This is a genomic window from Reyranella sp. (genome assembly GCF_052439685.1).
Classification (GTDB): Bacteria; Pseudomonadota; Alphaproteobacteria; order Reyranellales; family Reyranellaceae; genus Reyranella.
This window is the reverse complement of sequence record NZ_JBQVQG010000026.1, coordinates 32,030-52,140: the sequence shown is the minus strand read 5'-3', so window position 1 is coordinate 52,140 and position 20,111 is coordinate 32,030. Positions and strand designations below refer to the sequence as shown.

General features: G+C 59.2%; 8 protein-coding genes. 6 read left to right on the top strand and 2 right to left on the bottom strand.

Features of this window, described 5'->3' with window-relative positions:
• Positions 1–335: 335 nt before the first annotated feature.
• Together ACT6UX_RS24455 and ACT6UX_RS24450 are read left to right on the top strand one after the other, a co-directional pair.
• Positions 336–1,184: a hypothetical protein gene (locus tag ACT6UX_RS24455; protein WP_444777762.1), complete on the top strand. Its 849-nt coding sequence runs from the start codon at positions 336–338 to the stop codon at positions 1,182–1,184.
• A gap of 14 nt (positions 1,185–1,198) precedes the next feature.
• Positions 1,199–3,538, top strand: a complete 2,340-nt coding sequence (locus ACT6UX_RS24450; protein WP_444777761.1) for a type I restriction endonuclease — start codon at positions 1,199–1,201, stop codon at positions 3,536–3,538.
• A gap of 358 nt (positions 3,539–3,896) precedes the next feature.
• On the opposite strand, the gene ACT6UX_RS24445 is transcribed toward ACT6UX_RS24450, so the two are convergent.
• A complete protein-coding gene (locus ACT6UX_RS24445; RefSeq protein WP_444777760.1) occupies positions 3,897–7,955 on the bottom strand; it encodes a type II TA system antitoxin MqsA family protein in 4,059 nt (1,352 codons plus the stop codon).
• 234 nt (positions 7,956–8,189) lie between these two features.
• On the opposite strand from ACT6UX_RS24445, the gene ACT6UX_RS24440 reads away from it, so the two are divergent.
• The 4 genes from ACT6UX_RS24440 (at position 8,190) to ACT6UX_RS24425 (ending at position 16,600) form a co-directional block, all read left to right on the top strand.
• Positions 8,190–9,995: a Fic family protein gene (locus tag ACT6UX_RS24440; protein ID WP_444777759.1), complete on the top strand. Its 1,806-nt coding sequence runs from the start codon at positions 8,190–8,192 to the stop codon at positions 9,993–9,995.
• A 198-nt stretch (positions 9,996–10,193) separates the two neighbouring features.
• Positions 10,194–13,028 (top strand): TerB N-terminal domain-containing protein, encoded by a 2,835-nt coding sequence (locus ACT6UX_RS24435; RefSeq protein ID WP_444777758.1) that lies wholly within the window; start codon positions 10,194–10,196, stop codon positions 13,026–13,028.
• Complete coding sequence (locus ACT6UX_RS24430) at positions 13,021–14,358, top strand: ATP-binding protein (protein ID WP_444777757.1); 1,338 nt, start codon at positions 13,021–13,023, stop codon at positions 14,356–14,358. Before ACT6UX_RS24435 ends, ACT6UX_RS24430 begins: the two co-directional genes overlap by 8 nt.
• A complete protein-coding gene (locus tag ACT6UX_RS24425; protein WP_444777756.1) occupies positions 14,327–16,600 on the top strand; it encodes a DEAD/DEAH box helicase in 2,274 nt (757 codons plus the stop codon). The genes ACT6UX_RS24430 and ACT6UX_RS24425 overlap by 32 nt, the downstream gene beginning before the upstream one ends.
• A gap of 74 nt (positions 16,601–16,674) precedes the next feature.
• Here the strand turns inward: ACT6UX_RS24425 and ACT6UX_RS24420 are convergent, their stop codons facing one another.
• On the bottom strand, positions 16,675–20,067 hold the full coding sequence (locus ACT6UX_RS24420; protein ID WP_444777755.1) for a TM0106 family RecB-like putative nuclease: 3,393 nt from the start codon (positions 20,065–20,067) through the stop codon (positions 16,675–16,677).
• Between the last annotated feature and the right edge of the window lie 44 nt (positions 20,068–20,111).

Below are 20,111 nucleotides of genomic sequence, written 5' to 3'. Positions count from 1 at the left end.
TGGTGTGGAGTACGATTCGGATGGATCGGCCGCTTAGCAGACTCATTGCCGCGAGATCGTAGGTTCAAATCCCGCCCCCGCAACCCTGACCACGATCTCTCGGATGGCCGCGCACTTCCGCCGCTCTCCATCGCAGTGCTCGAAGTTACGAGGAGTACGCGAGCCGGCAGGACGAAGACGCTGAGCGTCAAGATTGGCGCGTCTGGCCGCAACACGGCCGGAAGCTGCCGGTCCGCTTCAAATGCGGAAAGAGCACCATTGCGATTTCGACGTGACGTCGTGCTCTGGACTTCAGACCACCATGAAGTAGAGTAATGCTTGCACGGTTGATGGTCATGCTTCAGTTCGACGGCAGTTGGAGATTTGAGAGTCCTGGACCTATTGAGCCAGCGGTTATCAAGCGATTCCGCGAGCTGATTGATCGCATTTCCGGTCAGGGCCACCGCAAGTCTGTCTTTGAGCATTTCAAGTCAAGCTTCGCGAGCGCGGCCGGCGTTTCCTGTTTCCCGAGCAGCGACACGAGTTGGGCCTCCACCGACCTTGATTCCAAGATGGACGAAGCCAGCGCCAATTCCCCACTCTTTATCGAGGCATTCTACAACGGCTGTGAGACCCTCAAAGCAGCCAATCCTGGCATGCAGCTGCCAGACATCAGTCATCTGAACCGTATTCTCGCCGAGGCTGGCGCCGGTTTTCAGATCGATCCGCCTAATCTCGTCGCAACTCGGGCGCATATTCCGATCGCCGTACCCGCGCAACCGCCCTCCCTGGATGCTCAGGCCACCTTAATGATTGACCGGGCGTTACAGGCTTCCGAACGTGCGCTCGCCGATGGCAATGGTCGCCAGGCTGTCCAAGAGGTGCTGTGGCTACTCGAAACGATCTCGACCGCGTTTCGCAACTCTGACGTTCTCGACGGCAGCATTCAAGGTCGATACTTCAACAAGATCATTGGCGAGCTGCGGCAGCGTGGGCGAGGGCATCAGGATCAGATTCTCCAGTGGATGATGACCCTCCATGGCTACCTATCATCGCCCACCGGTGGTGGCGTGCGGCACGGCGTCGATCTGAAGGAAGGGCTGGCGCTCGGCATCGACGAAGCGCGGCTCTATTGTAACCTCATTCGCAGCTACCTTACGTTCCTGATCGCCGAGCACGAACGACTCAGCCGGCACGCAGCTTAGACATCGGAGGTCGCGTGACCGGGAAAGTCCCAAAGAAGCAGACAGAATCCGACCTTGAGACCGCGATCTCTGCCGCAATCGAGATTGCGTTTCCACGACTGGGCGCGGCCAACATCAAGCACCAGATTGAATTCACGATCCGTCTCGGGCACGCCACGATCACCACCAAAGGGCGGGAGAGCTGGATCAAGCGTGGTCGTGCCGACATCCTATTGACGTTGAACTGCAAGCCGCTGGCCATACTGGAACTCAAGAAGCACGACGCACCGCTGATGGCGAATGACGGCGAACAGGGCCTCTCTTATGCGCGCCTACTACCTGTCATGGCGCCTTTCGTCGTTGTCACCAACGGCAAGGAGACGCGAATCCTAGAAACCTTCTCGGGTCAGCTTTACAAGGGGGAATCGCCGGACGCGAAAACCTTCGAGGAGTTCATGGCTTCGGCGGCGAAGGTGGCGGCAGGTGATCGCGATGACGCAATCACGACGCTGATGGGAACGGACTCGCAGGTTTGGCAGAGCGCCGTCGCCGCCGCATCGGCCAGGGCCATCGACGAGCTTACCGCTACGACAGACCATCCTCTGCGCCCTTTCGGTCCATTGAAGATCCTCCGCCTGGCGACCCGCCAACTTGCCCAGAAGCTCCACAACACGCGTCTCGTGTTGGTCTCCGGCCCGCCCTTGGTCGGGAAGACCAATGTACTCGAGCAACTTGTTCGCCTGATTAATCCGCAAGCCGCTGGCGGCCTGTTCCTCGAGTGCGGGGCAAGCGAAGTTTTCAGAAAGATCGCCGATCTGCTAGCGGACACGCTCGAGTGGCCCGTGAATCCCGAGATGGCGCGTAATTGGGTGCGCCAGATTTCCCGTGCCGGGGGCCCGGCTCTTGTCCTCGCCATCGATCGCCTCGATCCGGAAGATCGCGACGATGTCCGCATGATTGAAGACCTCACATCCAACACGTTCGGGCCAGCCGTGCGCTTGGTTGTCGGTCTAGACGAGGACGCGGCACGACGCGTGCTGAAAAGCGCCGACGGCCGGCGGGAGTCAGCCATCGGCCGCCGTGCCGAGATCGTAGAGGTTGAGGACCTTGCCGAGCCCGAGTATTTCAAAGCGCTAGAAGCCCTGGCTGAGTTGGGCATGGGCATCATGGACGGCGGGCAGCACAGCCCAGATCTGCGCCGAGCCTGGTTGCTCCAAGCAATGGCGACCCGCCTGTCGGGCAGCAAGCGCAAGGGCGTCGGCGTATTCCCGGCAGTGCCAGGGCTAGAGATCATCGCCCAAGCTCGCGCCGACTTCACTGATCCCGAGCTGCGACGACGTTACGGTGGGCTCGCTCAGGCAATCACCGCCGACGCTCAAGATCAGGGCAAACCCTATGCCATGGCGCTCGAGCTCATGGGACGGTACTTCGTCCGACGCGCGACGCTGGACAGCATCCTATCGGCCTCGGACGTGGATTGGCTCCTCAAACAAGGTTATCTCGTCCCGTCCATTGCCGATGAGAACATCGCCATCGTAACCGTTGGCCTCCCGGAGCTTCTGGCGAGCGAACTAGCGCGCCATCTTGCCGTTAAGCTGCGGGAAATGCTGGAAAGCGATTCCGTCGAGGCCGCTGAGTGGCTTGCCGGCGCAGCCAGCAATTTTCTGTTCGGTGACATCGTCGCCGCTCAAGCCGTTCTCGACCTCGGGTCGGGCAATGGTCAGGTTCCCTGGGCTCTTTATGAGGCGCTAGCGAATATGACGCCGGTCCGGGAAGCCATGCATGCCGGACAGCATCTCTCGACCTGGGTCGAAGGTATTGGCTCGATCGATATCCGTCCGCAGGAAGACGGTTCTACGGTCCTCACATTCAACGGCGAAGATTATACTGTCGAAGCTGATAGCAATGAATCTGGCTCCTTCGCGAACATCCACGGGTGGCTTATCCTCTCGCAGCTGGCTTCCTGCCGGTTTGTGGTCGAGGGAAACGGCAGCCAACAGCGGCTGGATCCCCAAGTTCTGCTGTTGGTCGGAACCGCGGATTTCGTTCTGCGACAGCCACGCAACGACCTCTTGATGGACTCGGTGCCGGTTCACGAGTCAGATGAAGGCGGCCAATTCGTTTGCCATAACGCCGGAATTGTCGAGGCAGTAACGCAATCGATCCTGAAATACCTGTCGAACGAGCCGCTCAAGGATCGCGACGCATTCGTCTCGACGGCAATGGACATCGACAACGTCTATCTGACGGCCCGCCTCGACATAGCCCTGCGAATGGTGACGCGGTCGACAGATGCCGACCTAGCCGCATGGGCGACTCAGGTGCTGACAAGTACCGTCCGCCCAGCTCTGCTGCGTCACGTGGACGATCACTGAACGCGCGATTCCGATAAGTTAGGTCAATGACGAATGAATTGATGCCGGACGAATTGGGCGCCGCGGGAGAGTCGTTGTTTGCGACCCTGTGTGCCGTCGGTCGATGCTCGGTCGCCATTCGGGGCCCTGGTCTGCTTTCCGCAGCGGTGTTCGACGCGGAGATGGTCGCGGGGCTACCCCTCAAAGCCGAGGGCGGGACCTGGCTGCGCGACCAATTAGTTTGACTTCGCGCCCTACGCAAATGTCGGCCCCTGGATCGAGCGCTGCCTGTCCCATCCAGCTTTCAAAGCACCGCGTAGTGAGAAGTCACCAAGAACTGGCTCTTAGTTCCCCAGTCCACCTACAGGCAGGCTTTTTCTTAGATGTCCCATTTCGCTCTTTGTTCGTCATCGTCGCTACGGGCTTCTTTAACGTGGTGTTCGATATCTGCCAGCATCTCCTTAGCCCACCGCCGGACTTCGCCTTTGGGGTGATTCTCTAGAGACTTCAGGGGAGCTTGATAACGCGAGAAATAAGTCGCAAGTGAACCCATCCAGCCGAAGGTGTGCATGTTCTGCTCGATCTTCCGAAGGACGTCTTCACGATCACCGAACTCGTTCAGGAGGCGGTGCGTCAAGGGATGAAATTCTTGTAGACCCTCGGTCGGATTGTCGCGAGCGAGTACAGGAGCCACACCCGCCAAAAAGGCAGGGCCGATGTCGGGATGCGCGTGGCACCAGGCGAAGAGTACGTCCTCCGGCAAACTAAGAATTGGCGGCACTTTCTTATCCCCGGAGGAATACGGGTCGCCGAGGGCACTCTCCATGCGCCAGGACTTTAGCTTGTCTTCTGAGCAAATCGCTTCGCTCAACACCGGCCAAACTACGCCCGAGAATTCGGACAAGAGCTTGGGCAAGAGCGGCTTTATCAGTTCCTTCATGTCGCGATCCGGGTCGGCCGCCAGATGCTTGGCAAGCGTTAGGGCGACCGACCGGGCGTCGGAATCTTCCCATCCCTTCTTGAGCAGCCAACCGATCAGCACCTTGAAGTGATGGGCGTCCATCTGGGAGCCGCCCCTCTTTTCACGGCGATCGAGATTGACCGCGGCCAGCTTGAGCTGTTGGCGAAGCCCCTCGAGCTTGTCCCGTGCGCCGTGGACGTACATGCCCACCAGGTCGAGAGCAACAGAGTAGGCTTCACCATCCATGGACAGCATTTGATCGAATAGCGGGCTAACTGAATTGGTGGGCAATTTCGCGAGAACGCCGCCGGTGGTCCAATTTGCGAGCGTGCTGGGCGGCAGGATGCCGTCGCGCAACCCCGCTCTTACAAGCTGCACGTCGTGGTCGGTAATCCCAATGCTTGCGGTCGCCATAACGAGCACCGGCGCGAATACCTTGGACGCCATCGCTTCCTTTTTGAACTGCTCGACCACATCCGGATGCCTTGCGGCAAGGCCCGTCAGATAGCCGACAAGCACACCATAGTTTCTCTGGCCATCTGGAGCAGCGACCACGGCGGATTTGATCGATGTCAACCAGTCGAGCGGCGTCGACGAATGAGCTGCAAGAAATTTGCCGAATTCATAGACCGTCCGATGGTTGCCCATGCTCAATTGAGGAAGCAGGCGAAGGATGAGTTCCGGCTCCTTGAGCAGATCACGCGTCAGCTGCTCGACGGCGGCGATTTGATCTTTTCTGGCCTTCTCGAAGTTGTGTTCTTCGTCGAGCAGGTAGTCCCACGGCATATCGGTCAGCAGGAACTTGGCCCGCGTGGGCAGATCGTTGGGCATGAGTTTGTCGATAAGCTTCTGCACGCGCTCTGGGACACCGTCGCCAAGATCCTTCTTGTCGAATTGCAGTACGTCGGCGAGGCTATCCAGCGCTTCGGGCCAATAGCGATGAACGGCCGAAATGGCTTCGATCCATTGTTCAGCATTGTCAATGAGGCCATAGGAGACCAGCGAGCGCAGCCTTTGCCCGATGCCCTTTCGCGCCCGCGTTCCGACGTCGTCGTCCCGTTTGGCGAGCGCGACGAGTCGCTCGGCACACGCGATGATGTAGTCGGAAACATCTTTCCAGGTTTTAGGCTGCCAAGGCTGCAGGGCGGGACGGCTACCTTGGATTTCGGGGCCGACGCCTCTCGAAAAGCTATGTGTCCTTGCTCCTTCCAAGAGCGCGTCTACCACTAGAGGCATTTCCGCGGTGTGATTCCTGCGGATCAGATCATCAAGCAGGCGCAACCGGGCGCCGCCGTCGGCCTCTGTATTTCCGAGAAAGACCGGAAAGATCGCTTTGAATTCGCCAGTGGCGTTGTTGGACCAGTCTTCGTTCTCCGCCAAGGCAAGCTTGAGCAGGAGCAGTCCGCCTTGTTCGAACATCTCTTTTGTAAAGGCAATTTTTTCCAGCGCCCAAACAAGATTGCGCCGCAGATCGCCGCCTATTTGCCTTGTCTCCTCGTGTGACAACTGGCCCAGGACCCGTTCGATCAGCATGACGACGGATTCCGCGTCGATCTCGGCAAGGGATGAGAGAATTTCCGCACTTCCATCCACGCGTAGCGCATCAAGTGAAGCGAATGGTCCATTTAAACGGCAAATGAATTTTGCGACGTCCTTTGCGATCTGCCTGTCATTCAGCACGGCCAACTGCTCGGCGAGCCTCGTCCGCAAATGCTTCGGTAGCTTACCGGCAAGAATGTCGTCCCATCGTACGTCGCCCCATTGCCGCCATTGCCGTTCGGCCAACCTCAGAGCGATGGGTCGAGGTTGCAGGACCAGAAGACGGCCGTGCGTCTGGGCGACGCCGCGCCCCGACAGATCTTCGAGCGCCGCGTGAATCTCCGGCGCAGTTCTATTTCGCGCCAAATGGGTTACATCTTCGACGTCGGTAGTGGGCGACTTCGTTCCGAGTAGTCCGAAGGCGCCAAGGAGCATGCCGGCGTCCAGCAATGTTTGGCGATCGAAGAGGCTTCTCCCCACAAGGACCCGCTCGACGAGGTCATCGTCGCTGACGGTCGCGATCGAGCCGTCCTTTAGCCAAGCCTGACCGATAAGGACCGCCATTTTCGGGTAACCGGACGCAAACTTAAGCAAGCGACTTTGATCGGCGCTCGGAAGATCCGGAGCGACTTGCTTGAGGAGTCCTTCGACGACTTCGGGAAGCGCTAGATCGACCAGCAATGTGCCGGACGGCAGCGTGCCCGCCGGCAATTCCGGATCGATAGTTACCAGGGACAAGCGACTGCTCGTTCGTTTGACTATGGCCGCAAGGTCCTGATGAGTCTCCGTGGTGCACTGGTCGACGACGACGATAGCTCGAACCGAGCTGTCGGCCAGGCTCTGAACGACCGACTTGATATTGACCGTGCCCGCTTCGGGTTCCGAGCTGTAAAGGACGAGGTCGCTCAAAAAGAGGCCAGAATTTTCTTCGTCATCGGTCGGCCGAAGAGCCTCCAGCGCCAAGCGGGATTTTCCGGTCCCTGAAAGGCCAACGATCCTGGCGACTCCGCGCGCCGGTTCGATCAGCTTGCGAAGCTCGGTACGGAAGGGCTCGAGGCGACTGTCGGGCACGAAGGTAAATCCGTCGTGTTCGGAGCGACCAGCCCAATGCGACCAGTCGCGCATGGGTCCTGCCAATCCGGGCTGAGTTTGTTCAAGAACCCAAGTCGCGACGGCCGGATTGGAGTTGACCCATTGTGCTATTTGCGAAGCGTCGCGAAATTGGACGCGGCTGCCATCGATGGTCAGCCCTTTGACTGAGAGAGCTTTGAGGATTGCATCGGTGCGTTTTTTTATTTGTTGGCGTGTGTAGGAACGCGAGCACAGCACGACATATGCGCCACCTGTCTCTAAGGCGGAGCGCACCATGGGCTTGAGATCGCCGTTCTTGGTAACTATTTCTTTGGCCGCTTCCGCTGGGCCGAGCTCGGTCGCCTTCAATTGAAATTGGGTCAAACGCGTCGGGAGAAAAGGCGTGCGTTCCGGTCCGCCTTTCCATTCTATGCGGGCGTCTTCGCCGCCGTCCGGTGCGTTGATGTTTGCGGCGACATGGATGCCGTCCATCGGTAGGTCGTGCGTCTTTGCCTCGGCAGTAAGCAAGCGGCGTGTGAGGATGGTGAGCTTGCGGTCGCTAAGCGCTGAGATATGGTCGCTGGTGACTTCGAACGGTTTGGCGTTGTCACTCTCGATCGCCACAACATCAGGTCCAGCGAGGGTCTTCAGGGCCGACGGATTGGCCTCTAGCAATCGCAGAAGACTGGCGACGGACGCCGCCGGTCTGATGGTACCGCTCTCGTATTTGGTGAAGGCGCGAGGGCCTCCGCCGAGGAGCTCACCGGCCTCGACTTGCGATAAGCCCAGGCGCTGCCGGATGCGCCGAATGTCATCCGGCGTGAGTTCAGGAGGAGCTATCTCGATCTCGGGCTGTTTTTTAACCATATTGGGCGTCATAAATTTAAATGTACCATAATGGTCACGTGATGTCTCTATTGCACTTTTTCAATCCCCTAGCTCAGGCGCCGCTGATTCTTTAGAAAAGTGCCTATATTGTTGATATTTACATAATTTACGCACGGTGCCACAACATCTTATACGCCTGCTTCCACAACAGAATGTACGCCGACAACCACAGCACGAAATACGCCTACTTCAGAGAAGTCAGATCACAAGCAAATGCCAACTCCTAACGAGAAGCTCGCCGAAGCGCTGACCGCCCTCCAAGAGCTGCAAAAGGAGGGGCGGCGCGTATTCCGCACAAGCGAGCTCAGCCGTACTCATCGAGAACGGCTGACGAGAAATGCCTTCGTCCAAGAAGTCATCAAGGGATGGCTCATCTCTTCAAGTCCGAACGCGCGCGATGGCGACAGTACGCCCTGGTATGCCTCCTTTTGGGAATTTTGCGCTCGCTACTGCGACGGCCGTTTTGGAGAGCAATGGCATCTCTCGCCTGAGCAATCGCTGCTGCTGCATGCCGAGAACACCGTCATCCCGCCCCAAGTCATCGTCTATAGCCCCAAGGGCGCTCGCAATAATACGAAGCTTCTCTTCGATACGTCGATCTACGACGTTGTCCAACGGATGCCCCCCCCGGCTGATCTTACCGTCCGCGACGGACTGCGCCTGTTCACGCCGGAAGCGGCACTGGTGAAGGTTCCGGAGGCATTCTTCCAGCAATATCCGATTGAAGCCCAGGTCATCCTATCCTCGATCAGGGACGCGTCCGACATTTTGCGGCGCGTGCTCGACGGGGGAAATTCCTATGTCGCAGGCAGGCTCGCAGGGGCTCTCCGGCGTACGGGTCGCGCCGAGATCGCAGATGAGATCGCGGCGACGATGAAGGCGGCCGAGTATCCCATCCGAGAATCCGATCCTTTCGCGTCACAGCAAGTATTCGGGACCTATCGCGGCACAACGGCCCCCATCGTATCGAGGATCGAAGCGCTTTGGAAAACGGCACGCGATCCGGTGATCGCGGCCTTTCCAAAAGCACCCGGTCTTCCGAAGAACAAAGACGACTACATGCGCTTTGTTGAGGAAATCTACAAAAGCGACGCGTATCACTCGCTATCCATCGAAGGCTATAGCGTGACACCAGAATTGATCGAGCGTGTCCGCTCCGGCAATTGGGACCCCAAGATCCACGACAGCGACCGACAAAGCCGCGATGCATTGGCGGCTCGAGGCTATTGGCAGGCTTTCTTAGCCGTAAAGGCGATTGTCGCCCAAATCGTAAATGGCACAGAACCAGGCGCACTCGTTCGCACCAGCCATCGTGACTGGTATCGAGAGTTATTTGCGCCCTGCGTCACAGCCGGTCTGATTGCTGCGAGTGCGCTCGCGGGCTACCGAAATGACGCCGTCTATCTCAGAACCTCCCGCTATGTGCCGCCGAGATGGGAAGCCGTACGCGATGCTATGCCAGCGCTGTTCGATCTCATTGAAGGCGAGAAGGAGGCAAGTGTTCGCGCAGTGCTGGGTCACTGGCTCATCGGTTACATCCACCCTTACCCGGACGGCAACGGCCGCATGGCCCGCTTTCTCATGAATGCAATGCTCGCATCCGGCGGGTATCCTTGGACGGTTGTCCGGGTCGAAGATCGAATTGCTTATCTGCAAGCGCTCGATCGGGCGAGCATCGACGCGGATATCGGACCTTTTGCAACATTTCTTGCTGAGCGTGTGCAATGGTCGATGGACGCCAGAGCACAGGGTGAGATAGCGGATCGGCGCTTCGAGGTGGGCGATCTCGTGAGGCTCCGGCCGAATTCCCGAGTGGGATTTGGCTATCAACCCAACATTCGCCCCGATGAAATTGGCGAAGTTTATGCTGTCGAGCCCCATCCGCCGCAGACGGGGCCAACCTATCGGATTTGGGTCAGATTTCTGGGCGAACGCGTCGTCCAAGGTACGTTCGCCTCTGAATATGTGCTCGTGAAGGCAGCAGAAAAAACTCGAAGCGATTCTTCTTTAAGATCTTAGGGGGGGTAGAGTGCCGCTGATTTGGTGATTGCGAACGTCAAATCGCGCCGTGGGCTCTGCTCTCAAAATCGCATGCCACCATGTCTTGATTGGCGCACTTGCCGAGGAGGCGATGGGTAGCATCGGTCTATAGTTCTGCAAGGGTTGTTGCCAAAGAGCGCGATGTGACGTGAAATATGCCCTGGGGGATAGGGGGCATTGGAGTTGGCAAAGGCCGGCGGCGTCGGGTGGTATACCTCCGACAAGCATCAGCATTGGCGCTATTGGCAGCGGCGGCTTGCCCTGCTCGCGGGCATCTTTGTCCTTGGATTTTCTCCGGCCTACGGCCAGGCGCCACAAGATGAACTACGCGCGGCGCAGCAGGCGCTTCAGGCTCGAGGATACGAAGTTGGGCCGATAGACGGCATTATGGGGCCTCTGACGCGGGCCGCCCTGGAAGCATATCAGCGCAAAAATGCGGTTCCTGTGACGGGGACTGCCGATGAGCCCACCCTTCAAGCTTTAGGGCTGCTGAAGGTCCCGGCGCAGACGGCGGCTTCCCCTGTTTCTGTTCCTGCTTCTCCTCCTGCCCCACCGGCTTCCAGCCAGCCGTTACCAGGACCGGCCAAATCGGCGCCGCCGGTGTCCGCGCCTCAAACGCCGGCAAGACCTCCCGCGGCTCCTGCCACAACCAGCCAGTCGCAGGGCGGGAGCAATGGTGGCCTGATAGTTTTCTTGATCGTTGCCGGTATTGTCTTTTTCGTATGGAGGCGGGGACGTGCGGCACGTCTGGCTGAGGAGAAGCTCGCCGCGGCATCGAGCCAAGTTTCCAGCTTTCAGACAACTGTAACTGTCAGCAGTAGGTCGAGTGTCCCGAGCTACGGGGCGAACCGTTACTATTCGTCTACTCCCCCGACTCCTGATGCGCTGCAAAAGCAGAGTAGTCAGACGTGGATCAATGCCGGTAAGGCGGTATCGGTCGCTGGCTTCACGGTGCCGGATGGCATGGTCTACGTCGGAGCAGAGCTCATTCGGCAGGATGGCCGAGGGCCAGACAATTGTCTTATTAACCCGAAGCTCCCTGTCGCCGATCCAGGCGGCAGCGTGCCAGAGATGTCCTACTATCCTTGCTACAGCGATGTGTCGCCGGAGGCTCGCGGCTACTATCTCAGGTGGTTGTCGAGCGGTAAGCGAGATCCTGCAGTAGGTATCGGCTACGTCTTTCTATATTTTTATGGTCTCGAAAGACGCTTGATGCTCGATCGCGTTAGCGACGAGTACGATGCCCTCGTTGGCGAGGTAAAGCGTCTTCACGAGCTCTACGGAAAGAACTACTCGGTAAACCGCTACGCTCGGCAGCTCTTGGAAGCTGCGCGGTTGGTGAATCCACATCGTAAGTTCTATGAAGACGAGACGCCGGTAAACCAGCGTGACTACGAGCTGCCGCTCTCAGTTAGGCTCGGGGTCGGCCAGCTCCTCGGCGAAGGCAAGACAATTCCTTGGAACTGGATGTTTGCCTGGGTCGTCAACGACCCGGAAACCAATCTCAGGACAGCGGCAAGCCGTGCTGCGACCGAATTCCGGGACCTGTTTCATATGAGGTTCGACCAGGCATACCCGAGCGGGTTCAAACTCAACCCGCCCAAGAAACGGTTAGCCTGGAGCTATCGGGCAGCTTCTTCGTCGTTTCAGGTCGACCTTGCGCAGGCCGTCGGCAATTTGCCGGACATCGTCGGCTTGAGTGGCCCAATGAACAAGATGCGGTTTATCGTCGATGTCTGCATGAGCGATCTCGATGCCTACAGCCGTTTTCTCGGGCGTCGTCCCGACGGACGCGGCAGCATTCAGGCGATGGCGTTGTTGCCGCCGGAACTCGCGCACAAGGTAGACGGCGAAGACGTACGTAAACTTCGCGCCTGGCTCGATTCGGTCCTTGAGAAGGGGCCGGCACTGGTCGATTCAGGCGAGCTCCTCTCAAGGATCAATGGGAGCGGTAACGTCGCTTATGGGCGGACGGCCATTAGGGCTTGCGCGGAAGTGCTCGCCGGATTTGACGTGGCGTTGATGCCGAACCCGCGCGTCTCATTGCAGTTGCCGAAAGCGGGCCAGCCCTTTGTTCTATACCGCTACAAGGGCGGCGAAATTCCCGACGCTGAACTCGCAACTTACCGGCTGGCAAGCCTTTCTCTGCTTTTTGCGGTCTTCGTCGCTCACGCGGACGGGAATCTGTCGGCCAACGAACAGCAGCGCTCGTTTCAACTGGCTCAGGCAGCCGCAAAGTTGAGCGACCGAGGGCGGATCGACCTGCAAGCTCATCTACAGTGGCTATTGGCCGTACCGCCGGAGCTCAACGCCCTGAAATCTAGACTGAGTGCTCTCTCGGCTGACGATCGGCATCAGCTTGGGCAGATCGCCTTGTCGGTGGCTTCTGCCGACGCCGATGTTCGCCCGGCTGAAGTCGATGCGCTACAGCGTATCTATAGGGTGCTTGGGCTGGACCAAGACGGCGTTCTTAGTGATCTTCATGCAAAGATTGCCGAATCAGCCCAGAATGGCCTAGTGCCAATCAGATTGGGAGATCAGTCTACGCCCGGTTTCTCGATCCCGAAGAAGCCGCAGGTGGCTGGAGCAGCAACTGAAATTCGCCTCGACCCAGATCGGCTCAAGGCTATCAGCGAGAGCACGCAGCGAGTGAATCAGCTTCTTTCAAAGGTCTTTGCTGAAGATGCCGATCCAATGGAGCTGGCCGTTGAAAAAGCCATGGTGCCAGACAAAGACGCCAGCGAAGCGCCACCGGGCGAACCGACGAACGAATTCGAAGGTCTGGCGCCGCAGTACCGAGGCTTCCTGATGGAAATACTTTCGCGCCTTGAATGGCAACGTCAGGAACTCGATACGCTGGCAAAGTCGCATGACCTCATGACCGACGGTGCGGTAGAGACGATTAACGAGTGGTCATTCGATCGGTTCGGAGACGCTCTTTTGGAAGACGGTGACCCGATCAAGGTTCACAGTCAGCTCGTTAGCAGTATGACTAGGGTGGCACATGCCTGATTCGACCCCAATAAAGCCGCGCGAGCGCGATGTGATCGTGCAGGCATTGAGAGCTGGTGTCGTCCCAAAGCGTGGCCTGCAGCACATTCAAGTCGGCCGGGCTCCCGAAGTCGAAGAGCTGATCAAGGACATCGGGCGCATCGCCGACGGCGGCGCGGGGATTCGGTTCGTCATCGGCGATTATGGGGCCGGTAAGACATTCTTCATGAATCTGATTCGTTTGGTGGCGTTGGAACGCAAGGTCGTCGTGATGAGTGCGGACTTGGCGCCCTCTCGCCGCCTGCATGCGACCGATGGGCAAGCGCGATCCCTATTTAACGAGCTGACGCGGAACCTATCGACCAGGACCAGGCCCGATGGCGGTGCGTTGGCGAGTATCGTCGAGCGTTTTGTCGGTGACGCCTTGCAGGATGCAAAGAAGAATAACGTCAAGGTCGAAGATGAAATTCAGAAGCGGCTGGCACCGCTACAGGATCTGGTCTCGGGGTTCGATTTTGCCACTGTGGTCCAGCACTACTGTCGGGCATACGACGAGGGAAGTGAAGAAGGCAAAACAGCGGCTCTGCGATGGTTGCGTGCCGAGTATGGAACACGCACCGAGGCAAAAGCGGCCTTGGGTGTTCGAGAAATCATCGACGACGCTCGCTTCTATGACTATCTCAAGCTCTACGCTGCCTTCATGCGGCTTGCGGGTTATGGCGGTCTGTTGGTTGTTCTCGACGAGATGGTCAATCTCTACAAGCTCACGAACTCGGCCTCACGTAGCGCTAACTATGAGCAGATACTTCGCATCTTGAATGACGTGCTCCAAGGCGGGGCCGCCGGCATCGGCTTTCTAATGGGCGGCACGCCAGAGTTCCTCATGGATCCTCGTCGTGGCCTATATAGTTACTCGGCGCTTCAGTCCCGTCTCGCCGAAAATCGCTTTGCACAAAATGGCTTGGTTGATCTTTCCGGGCCCGTACTACGGTTGCAGAATCTCACGCAAGAAGACCTTTTCGTGCTGCTGCGGAATATTCGTAATGTGTTCGCGGCTGGCGATGCGAGTCGTTACCTGGTACCCGACGCAGCGCTGACGGCTTTTATGAGCCACTGCTCCAAGAAGATCGGCGATGCCTATTTCCGGACACCACGCAATACCGTCACCGCTTTTGTTAATCTCCTGTCAGTGCTCGAGCAGAACCCGGGCGCGAAATGGCAAGAGCTGGTCGATGCGGCTAATATTTCGACAGCGGTTCCTGAGGATGGCGAGCCGCTGGTGACGCCGATGGCAGCGCCTGGCGCTGAGGTGAAGGCCAATGGCGACCAGCTCACCGCCTTCAAGCTCTAGCAGTCCTTCTTCAGGCTTCGACCAGCTCAGCGAGCCAGTGCGGCGCTGGATCTGGAGCAAGGACTGGAAGGAGCTAAGGCCGATCCAAGAACAGGCTATTCCTGCTGTCTTGGACACTTCTGACGACTTGATCATCTCTGCAGCTACGGCGGGCGGTAAGACCGAAGCGGCGTTCCTGCCGATCATTTCGCAGATAGCCGAGGCGTCAGGTGTGGGCTTTAAGGCGATCTACATCAGTCCGCTAAAGGCACTAATAAATGATCAATTTAGGCGTCTCGACGAGCTTTGCGAGCTCGTCAACCTGCCCGTTTATCGCTGGCACGGTGACGTATCGGCATCGATCAAAGCAAAGGCCCGAAAGAACCCGAACGGCATCGTCCTAATAACTCCAGAGTCGCTCGAAGCGTTGTTCGTGCGCAGAGGGCAGGAGGTGGCTGGGCTTTTCTCGGCGGCTCAATTCGTTGTCATCGACGAATTGCATGCCTTCATTGGCCAGGAACGGGGGAAACAGCTGCAGTCTCTGCTGGGCCGGTTGGACCTTGCGGTGAGGCACCCGATTCGCCGCATCGGGCTTTCTGCGACGCTGGGCAATATGGAGCTGGCGGGTGAGTTCTTGAGACCTGGTCAGGCAGGCAAGGTAAGAGTTCTTGAAGGAGCAAGTGAGGGCGCATCGTTGCTTTTGCAGGTGCGTGGCTACGAACGCCTAGAACCACGTATTCGGCCGCAGGCCGCTAACCCCGGAGAGAAGGTAGATCTGGACGAGAGCGAGCTGCTCTACATGCGCCAGATCGCCAACGACGTCTTTCAGACGATGCGTGGTGACAATGGGTTAGTATTCGCCGGGTCACGGGCGAACGTCGAGGTTTATACGGACCTGATGCGCCAAGCGAGCGAGAAGCTCGGTGTGCCCGAGGAGTTCTTTGCTCATCACGCGAACCTCTCACGCGCCCATCGGGAATTCGTTGAGGACCGCCTGCGTGAAGGCAAGTTGCCTACTACGGCTGTCTGCACTTCGACGCTGGAGCTGGGGATAGACATTGGCGCCATACGAAGCGTCGCCCAGATCGGTGCACCTTGGTCGGTTTCATCTCTTCGCCAGCGTCTTGGGCGCACTGGCCGTCGTGATACGCCATCCGTTTTGCGGGTCTACATTGCCGAGCGAGAGCTCTCGAACGATCTTCATCCCGCTGACGCTCTCCGCTGTCAGCTGGTGCAATCGGTCGCAATGGTTCAGCTATTGGTCGCCAAGTGGTTCGAGCCGCCTAGATTGGGAGCATTGCACCTCTCGACTTTGGCTCAGCAGATCCTCGCCGTAATCACCCAGTATGGAGGTGCGACGGCTTCGAGAATTCACCAGACCCTATGTGTCTATGGCGCATTTTCTGGCGTGTCTCAGGATGCTTTCGCTGGGGTGCTCCGTTCTTTGGGGTCGACCGATCACCGGCTGATCGAGCAAGCGCCCGATGGCACCCTGCTGCTGGGGGAAGTCGGAGAGCGCATCGTCGATCACTACGACTTCTATGCTGTCTTTCAGAGTCACGACGAGTATCGCGTAGTCTATGAGGGCAAGGACCTAGGTACGCTGCCGATACTGGCCGTGCTTGCGCCAGGCATGACAATCATTTTTTCGGGAAGGCGCTGGCAGGTATTGGAAGTGCTCGACCGTGAAAAGATCGTGGTCGTGACGCCATCGACTGCAGGCGTGCCGCCAATGTTTGGCGGCGAAGGAGGGGACCTGCACGACATGGTCGTGTCAGAGATGCGAAAGGTCTATCGCGGGACCGAGGTCCCCCCTTATCTCGATTCTGTCGCGGCTCGGCTTCTAGGTGAGGGGCGTGACGAATACCGGCGCCTCGACCTCGATCGACGCGGAATCGTGGATAGCGATGGCGATATCTTCCTGTTTCCCTGGGCCGGCTCGATTGCGACGTCGACATTGCTAATGGCGCTGAAGGAACGCGGCCTCGAAGTGTCGATACGCGGCATTATGCTCGAGGTGCATCGTCAGCAAGAGGACGTAGTGCGCGATATCTTGCGTAGTTTTGTGAACGTTGGCGCGCCGGATCCCGTGCATCTTGCCGCCAGTGTCGGTAATCTGATTCGCGAAAAGTACGACCCCTATCTGAGCCATGAGCTGCTGGCCGTGGGCTTTGCGGCCGACCGCATGCGACCTGAGGCAGTGCCGGCATTAGCGCGCCGAATCGTCAACATGGGCGAGACGGCCGAGACGACGGAAGTCTGACGAAGGTTGGTGCCGCTAGGATCGTGGATAATCCCGTCGGGTGGCTCAGTGCCGCGCCTGGTAGTGCTGGCCTGTTAGAGCGCCGTTGCTAGTTCGAGATAGCGACAGAAGGCGTTCGCAAGCTGCATTTGGCTGGGTGTGCGACACTCAGCCTCGAAGACGGCCGGGGCCGCGACCAGAATGCAGAGGCATTTCGCTCGTGACGTGGCGACGTTCAGGCGGTTGGCGCTATAGAGAAATTCCATGCCGCGCGGCGCATCCACATGGCTAGAAGTGGTCATCGAGTAGATGACGATGGGAGCTTCCTGGCCTTGGAATTTGTCGACCGTGCCGATGCGTGCGCCGGGCAAGCGCTCCTGTAGCTCGAACACTTGAGCATTGTAGGGGGCGATGATCAGGATATCGTCGAGAGTAACTGCGTTTTCGTCGCCAGCACGATCGACCCATGTTGCGTTCGAAGCGAAGATGCTCTGGACGAGCGCTTGGACGGCGTCGGCTTCCTCCGGCGAGGAACTCTGGTTGCCATGATGAACTACCGGAAGATAGCGAAGGCCGGATCCGGCGATCGCGCCAGATGAGTTGATCGTCTGCAACTCGAGATCCGGCCGAGGAAGCAACCGGCTCTCGTAGAACATCTCTGAGGTGAAAGAACAGATTGCGGGATGGAGCCGCCAGGTCTCGGCAAGGAACAGACCGCGGTCGGTCGGGATCGTGGCGTGATCGCCGAGGATATGATCGAGCGCCGAAACATCCGTGCCTTCGGGGTGACTTCCTTGCATTGGTTGCTCGAGCTGACGCGGATCGCCCAGCAGGACAATGCTTTTGGCCGCCTGAGATACAGCCAGGACGTTCGCCAGCGACATTTGGGCTGCTTCGTCGATAAAGAGTACGTCGACTGCCTCGGCAGCATCAGGCCGGGCCCATAGCCAAGCCGTGCCGCCGGCGACGTGGCATGGCCCAGTGATCCCGGTCAGCAGGGCACCATTGTCCGTCGTGAACTGCAGGCCCGGAATATCGTCCTCTTTTTCTGAGACCTTCTGGATGCAGCGCACCGCCTGTCCGGCTTCCTCTGCGGCCTCAACGACCGCGTTCAGGAGATTGCGGATGACTTTGTGGCTGTTTGCCGTGATGGCGACCTTCTTGCCGGCCCGAACCAAGGCACAAATCATGCGTGCGCCGGTATAGGTCTTGCCGGCACCAGGAGGGCCTTGAATGGGCAGGAAGCCGCTCAGGAGCGGAGCCAGGCGTACCGCGGCCTGTACTGGAGTTTCTCCCGTCTGCTGAAGGCTCTGTCCGCCCGTGCGAGGGACGACTTTCATGAGCAGATCGCGGGCGGCCGCATAGGAGCCTGCGCCGTCAATACCGTGGTCGGCGACATACTCGCCGATCCGGACGAGGGCCTCGGCCAAGACCTGAGAATTGATGACCTGATGAGCGAACGTCGCCGTAGGGTGGATGTCCTTTGAGTCCTGGCGCTTCTTGATGTCGACGGTCCGATCCTCCACGGAGATCTCGACGACTTTGCCGAGCTTCTTGCCACCTTGGTGGTGGAGTTCCTCGTCACCGCGCAGCTCAGTGTCTTGAGCCGGAAAGCGGTAGCGATGGATAGGTGCTTTGGCGGTTCCGCCCACATTCTCGACAAAGGTGAGGCCTGCGAGAGCGGCTCGCTCGTCGAGAAGTTCCTCGTCGGCCAGGCCACTGAGACGAAAGTATTCCCACCAGGCGGCTTTCTCCTCGCGCCGATGCCAGTCGAGAATGTAGGCAAGCAGCCACCGCGCTTGCTCTTCTGGGGTGCGCTCCGTGGGTTCAAGGGAGATGCCCTGCGTAAGTCGCGCAATAAGCGCTGCAATCTTTTGCTGCCATTCGTTGAGTGCCTGGCTGACGTTGCCGTCATTGGCGACGGGCCGCGGGATCTCTGCGCCACCTGCGACGGCGGTGGAGCGGATGTTCTCCAACCAGTCGCGCAAAGCACTCGCAGAGAGGCAGTCGTCGCGATTGTAGGCTTGGACAAGAGCTCGATCGTCCTCCGTGATGCCATTGAGGTCGCCGAGCTCGAGGCAGGCCTGAACCTTGGCCATCGGGCGGCTGACATCTGGCAAGGCCGCGGCGCGGACAAAGCCATAGAGCGGTTCCAGCCTCTTGATGGAGTAGCTTTCGACGCTGGCTCGAATGCTGTGTCGAACGACGGCGTAGAGATCGACGAAAACATCGATCCTCAGCAGATGATCGATCTCGTTCTCGCGCGTCGCATCGCGGCCCATGAGGCGTTTCAGGGCCGCCGGTTCGTAAGGTGCGTAGTGATAGACGTGGAGGTCCGGATGCTGAGCGAGCCGGGCCATGACCAGGTCGACAAACGTCTCGAAGGCGGCTTTTTCGGCCTCACGCGTGAGCGCCCATTCGGCGGTGTAGGAGAGCCCGCCGGCGCCGCCGCTGAGCGCATAGCCAAACAAGAACTCCAGGCCGCCGCCGCTCACAAACGGGTCCCCCTCAAAGTCGAGAAACACGTCGCCCGGGGACGGGGCAGGGAGGGAGCAAAGGCCAAAGTCGGGGACGACCGGAAGAGCCTCGTGAATCACCTGGCCCAGGGTGCGGCCCTCGACCTGGATACGGGCTTGCTCGCGGACCCGCTCGTAGCTGGGGGTAGCGCCCCGCTCTGGCCTCCATTGCAGCGGCAGGGGCAGGGCCGCCAGGGCAGCGGTCGATCCAACCTCATGTTTGCCGAGTTCACCGATCTGGGCCTTGGAAATCCCCGCTACCAGGGACAGGTGGTCGTCGGCCCGGCGCTTTCGCTCGCAGTTTTGGCGCCAGCGGCAAATGTCGCAGTGCGCCGTCGGCTCCGGGTAGAGGTCGGTGTCGGGCTCGGTGGTGACCACCTCCTCCAGGCGGTGCCTGATGCGTCGGTAGTAGGCTGCGAACTCCGCCACCCGGTAGCCCTGCGGGGCATAGCCGGTCTCGGGGGTGACGACGTAGACCATCTCAGGAGGAGCGCCCTGGAGGCCCGCCAAGAGGTCGGCGTAGAGGCTGAGCTGCAGGAGCGTCCCGCCCTTGGTCTCCAGGGCAAGCTTGGTATCGACCGGCTCGTAGGACCAGGCGCCGAGGGCGCTGGGTTTCTCGACGCGGAGCAGGACGTCGGCCCGGCCGCCCCAACGGCCCTCCAGGAAGGCCGCCTGGGCGATGGCGGGGGCGTCAGCCCTCAAGGCGGCGAGGGTGGCGGCGGCCGCCGCCGAGTCGACGCCGACGCCCTCAATAAGGGTTACGGCCAGGCCTCGGGCCGTGAGGTGCTCCAGATAGCCTTGCTCATGCTGGCGGCCGCGCTCGATCAGGACGTCCAGTCCAGGGTCTTGGTAGGTGGGCTTTGCTAGGAGACCTTTCGCGACTTTCAGGTCGAGATCGGTCAGGTAGCGGCAGTTGATATGCCCAACGAGATCGGAGGCGCTGAGCTGGATGGCATTGCCGGTCGCGTGCATGAGCGAGACTAGCAATGATGGCGGCAAAAGCGAGGACGAGATCC

Coding starts and splice junctions, on each gene's coding strand:
- ACT6UX_RS24455 (WP_444777762.1), top strand. CDS start 336: ATGCTTCAGTTCGACGGCAGTTGGAGATTTGAGAGTCCTGGACCTATT.
- ACT6UX_RS24440 (WP_444777759.1), top strand. CDS start 8,190: ATGCCAACTCCTAACGAGAAGCTCGCCGAAGCGCTGACCGCCCTCCAA.
- ACT6UX_RS24425 (WP_444777756.1), top strand. CDS start 14,327: ATGGCGACCAGCTCACCGCCTTCAAGCTCTAGCAGTCCTTCTTCAGGC.
- ACT6UX_RS24420 (WP_444777755.1), bottom strand. CDS start 20,067: ATGCACGCGACCGGCAATGCCATCCAGCTCAGCGCCTCCGATCTCGTT.
- ACT6UX_RS24445 (WP_444777760.1), bottom strand. CDS start 7,955: ATGGTTAAAAAACAGCCCGAGATCGAGATAGCTCCTCCTGAACTCACG.
- ACT6UX_RS24430 (WP_444777757.1), top strand. CDS start 13,021: ATGCCTGATTCGACCCCAATAAAGCCGCGCGAGCGCGATGTGATCGTG.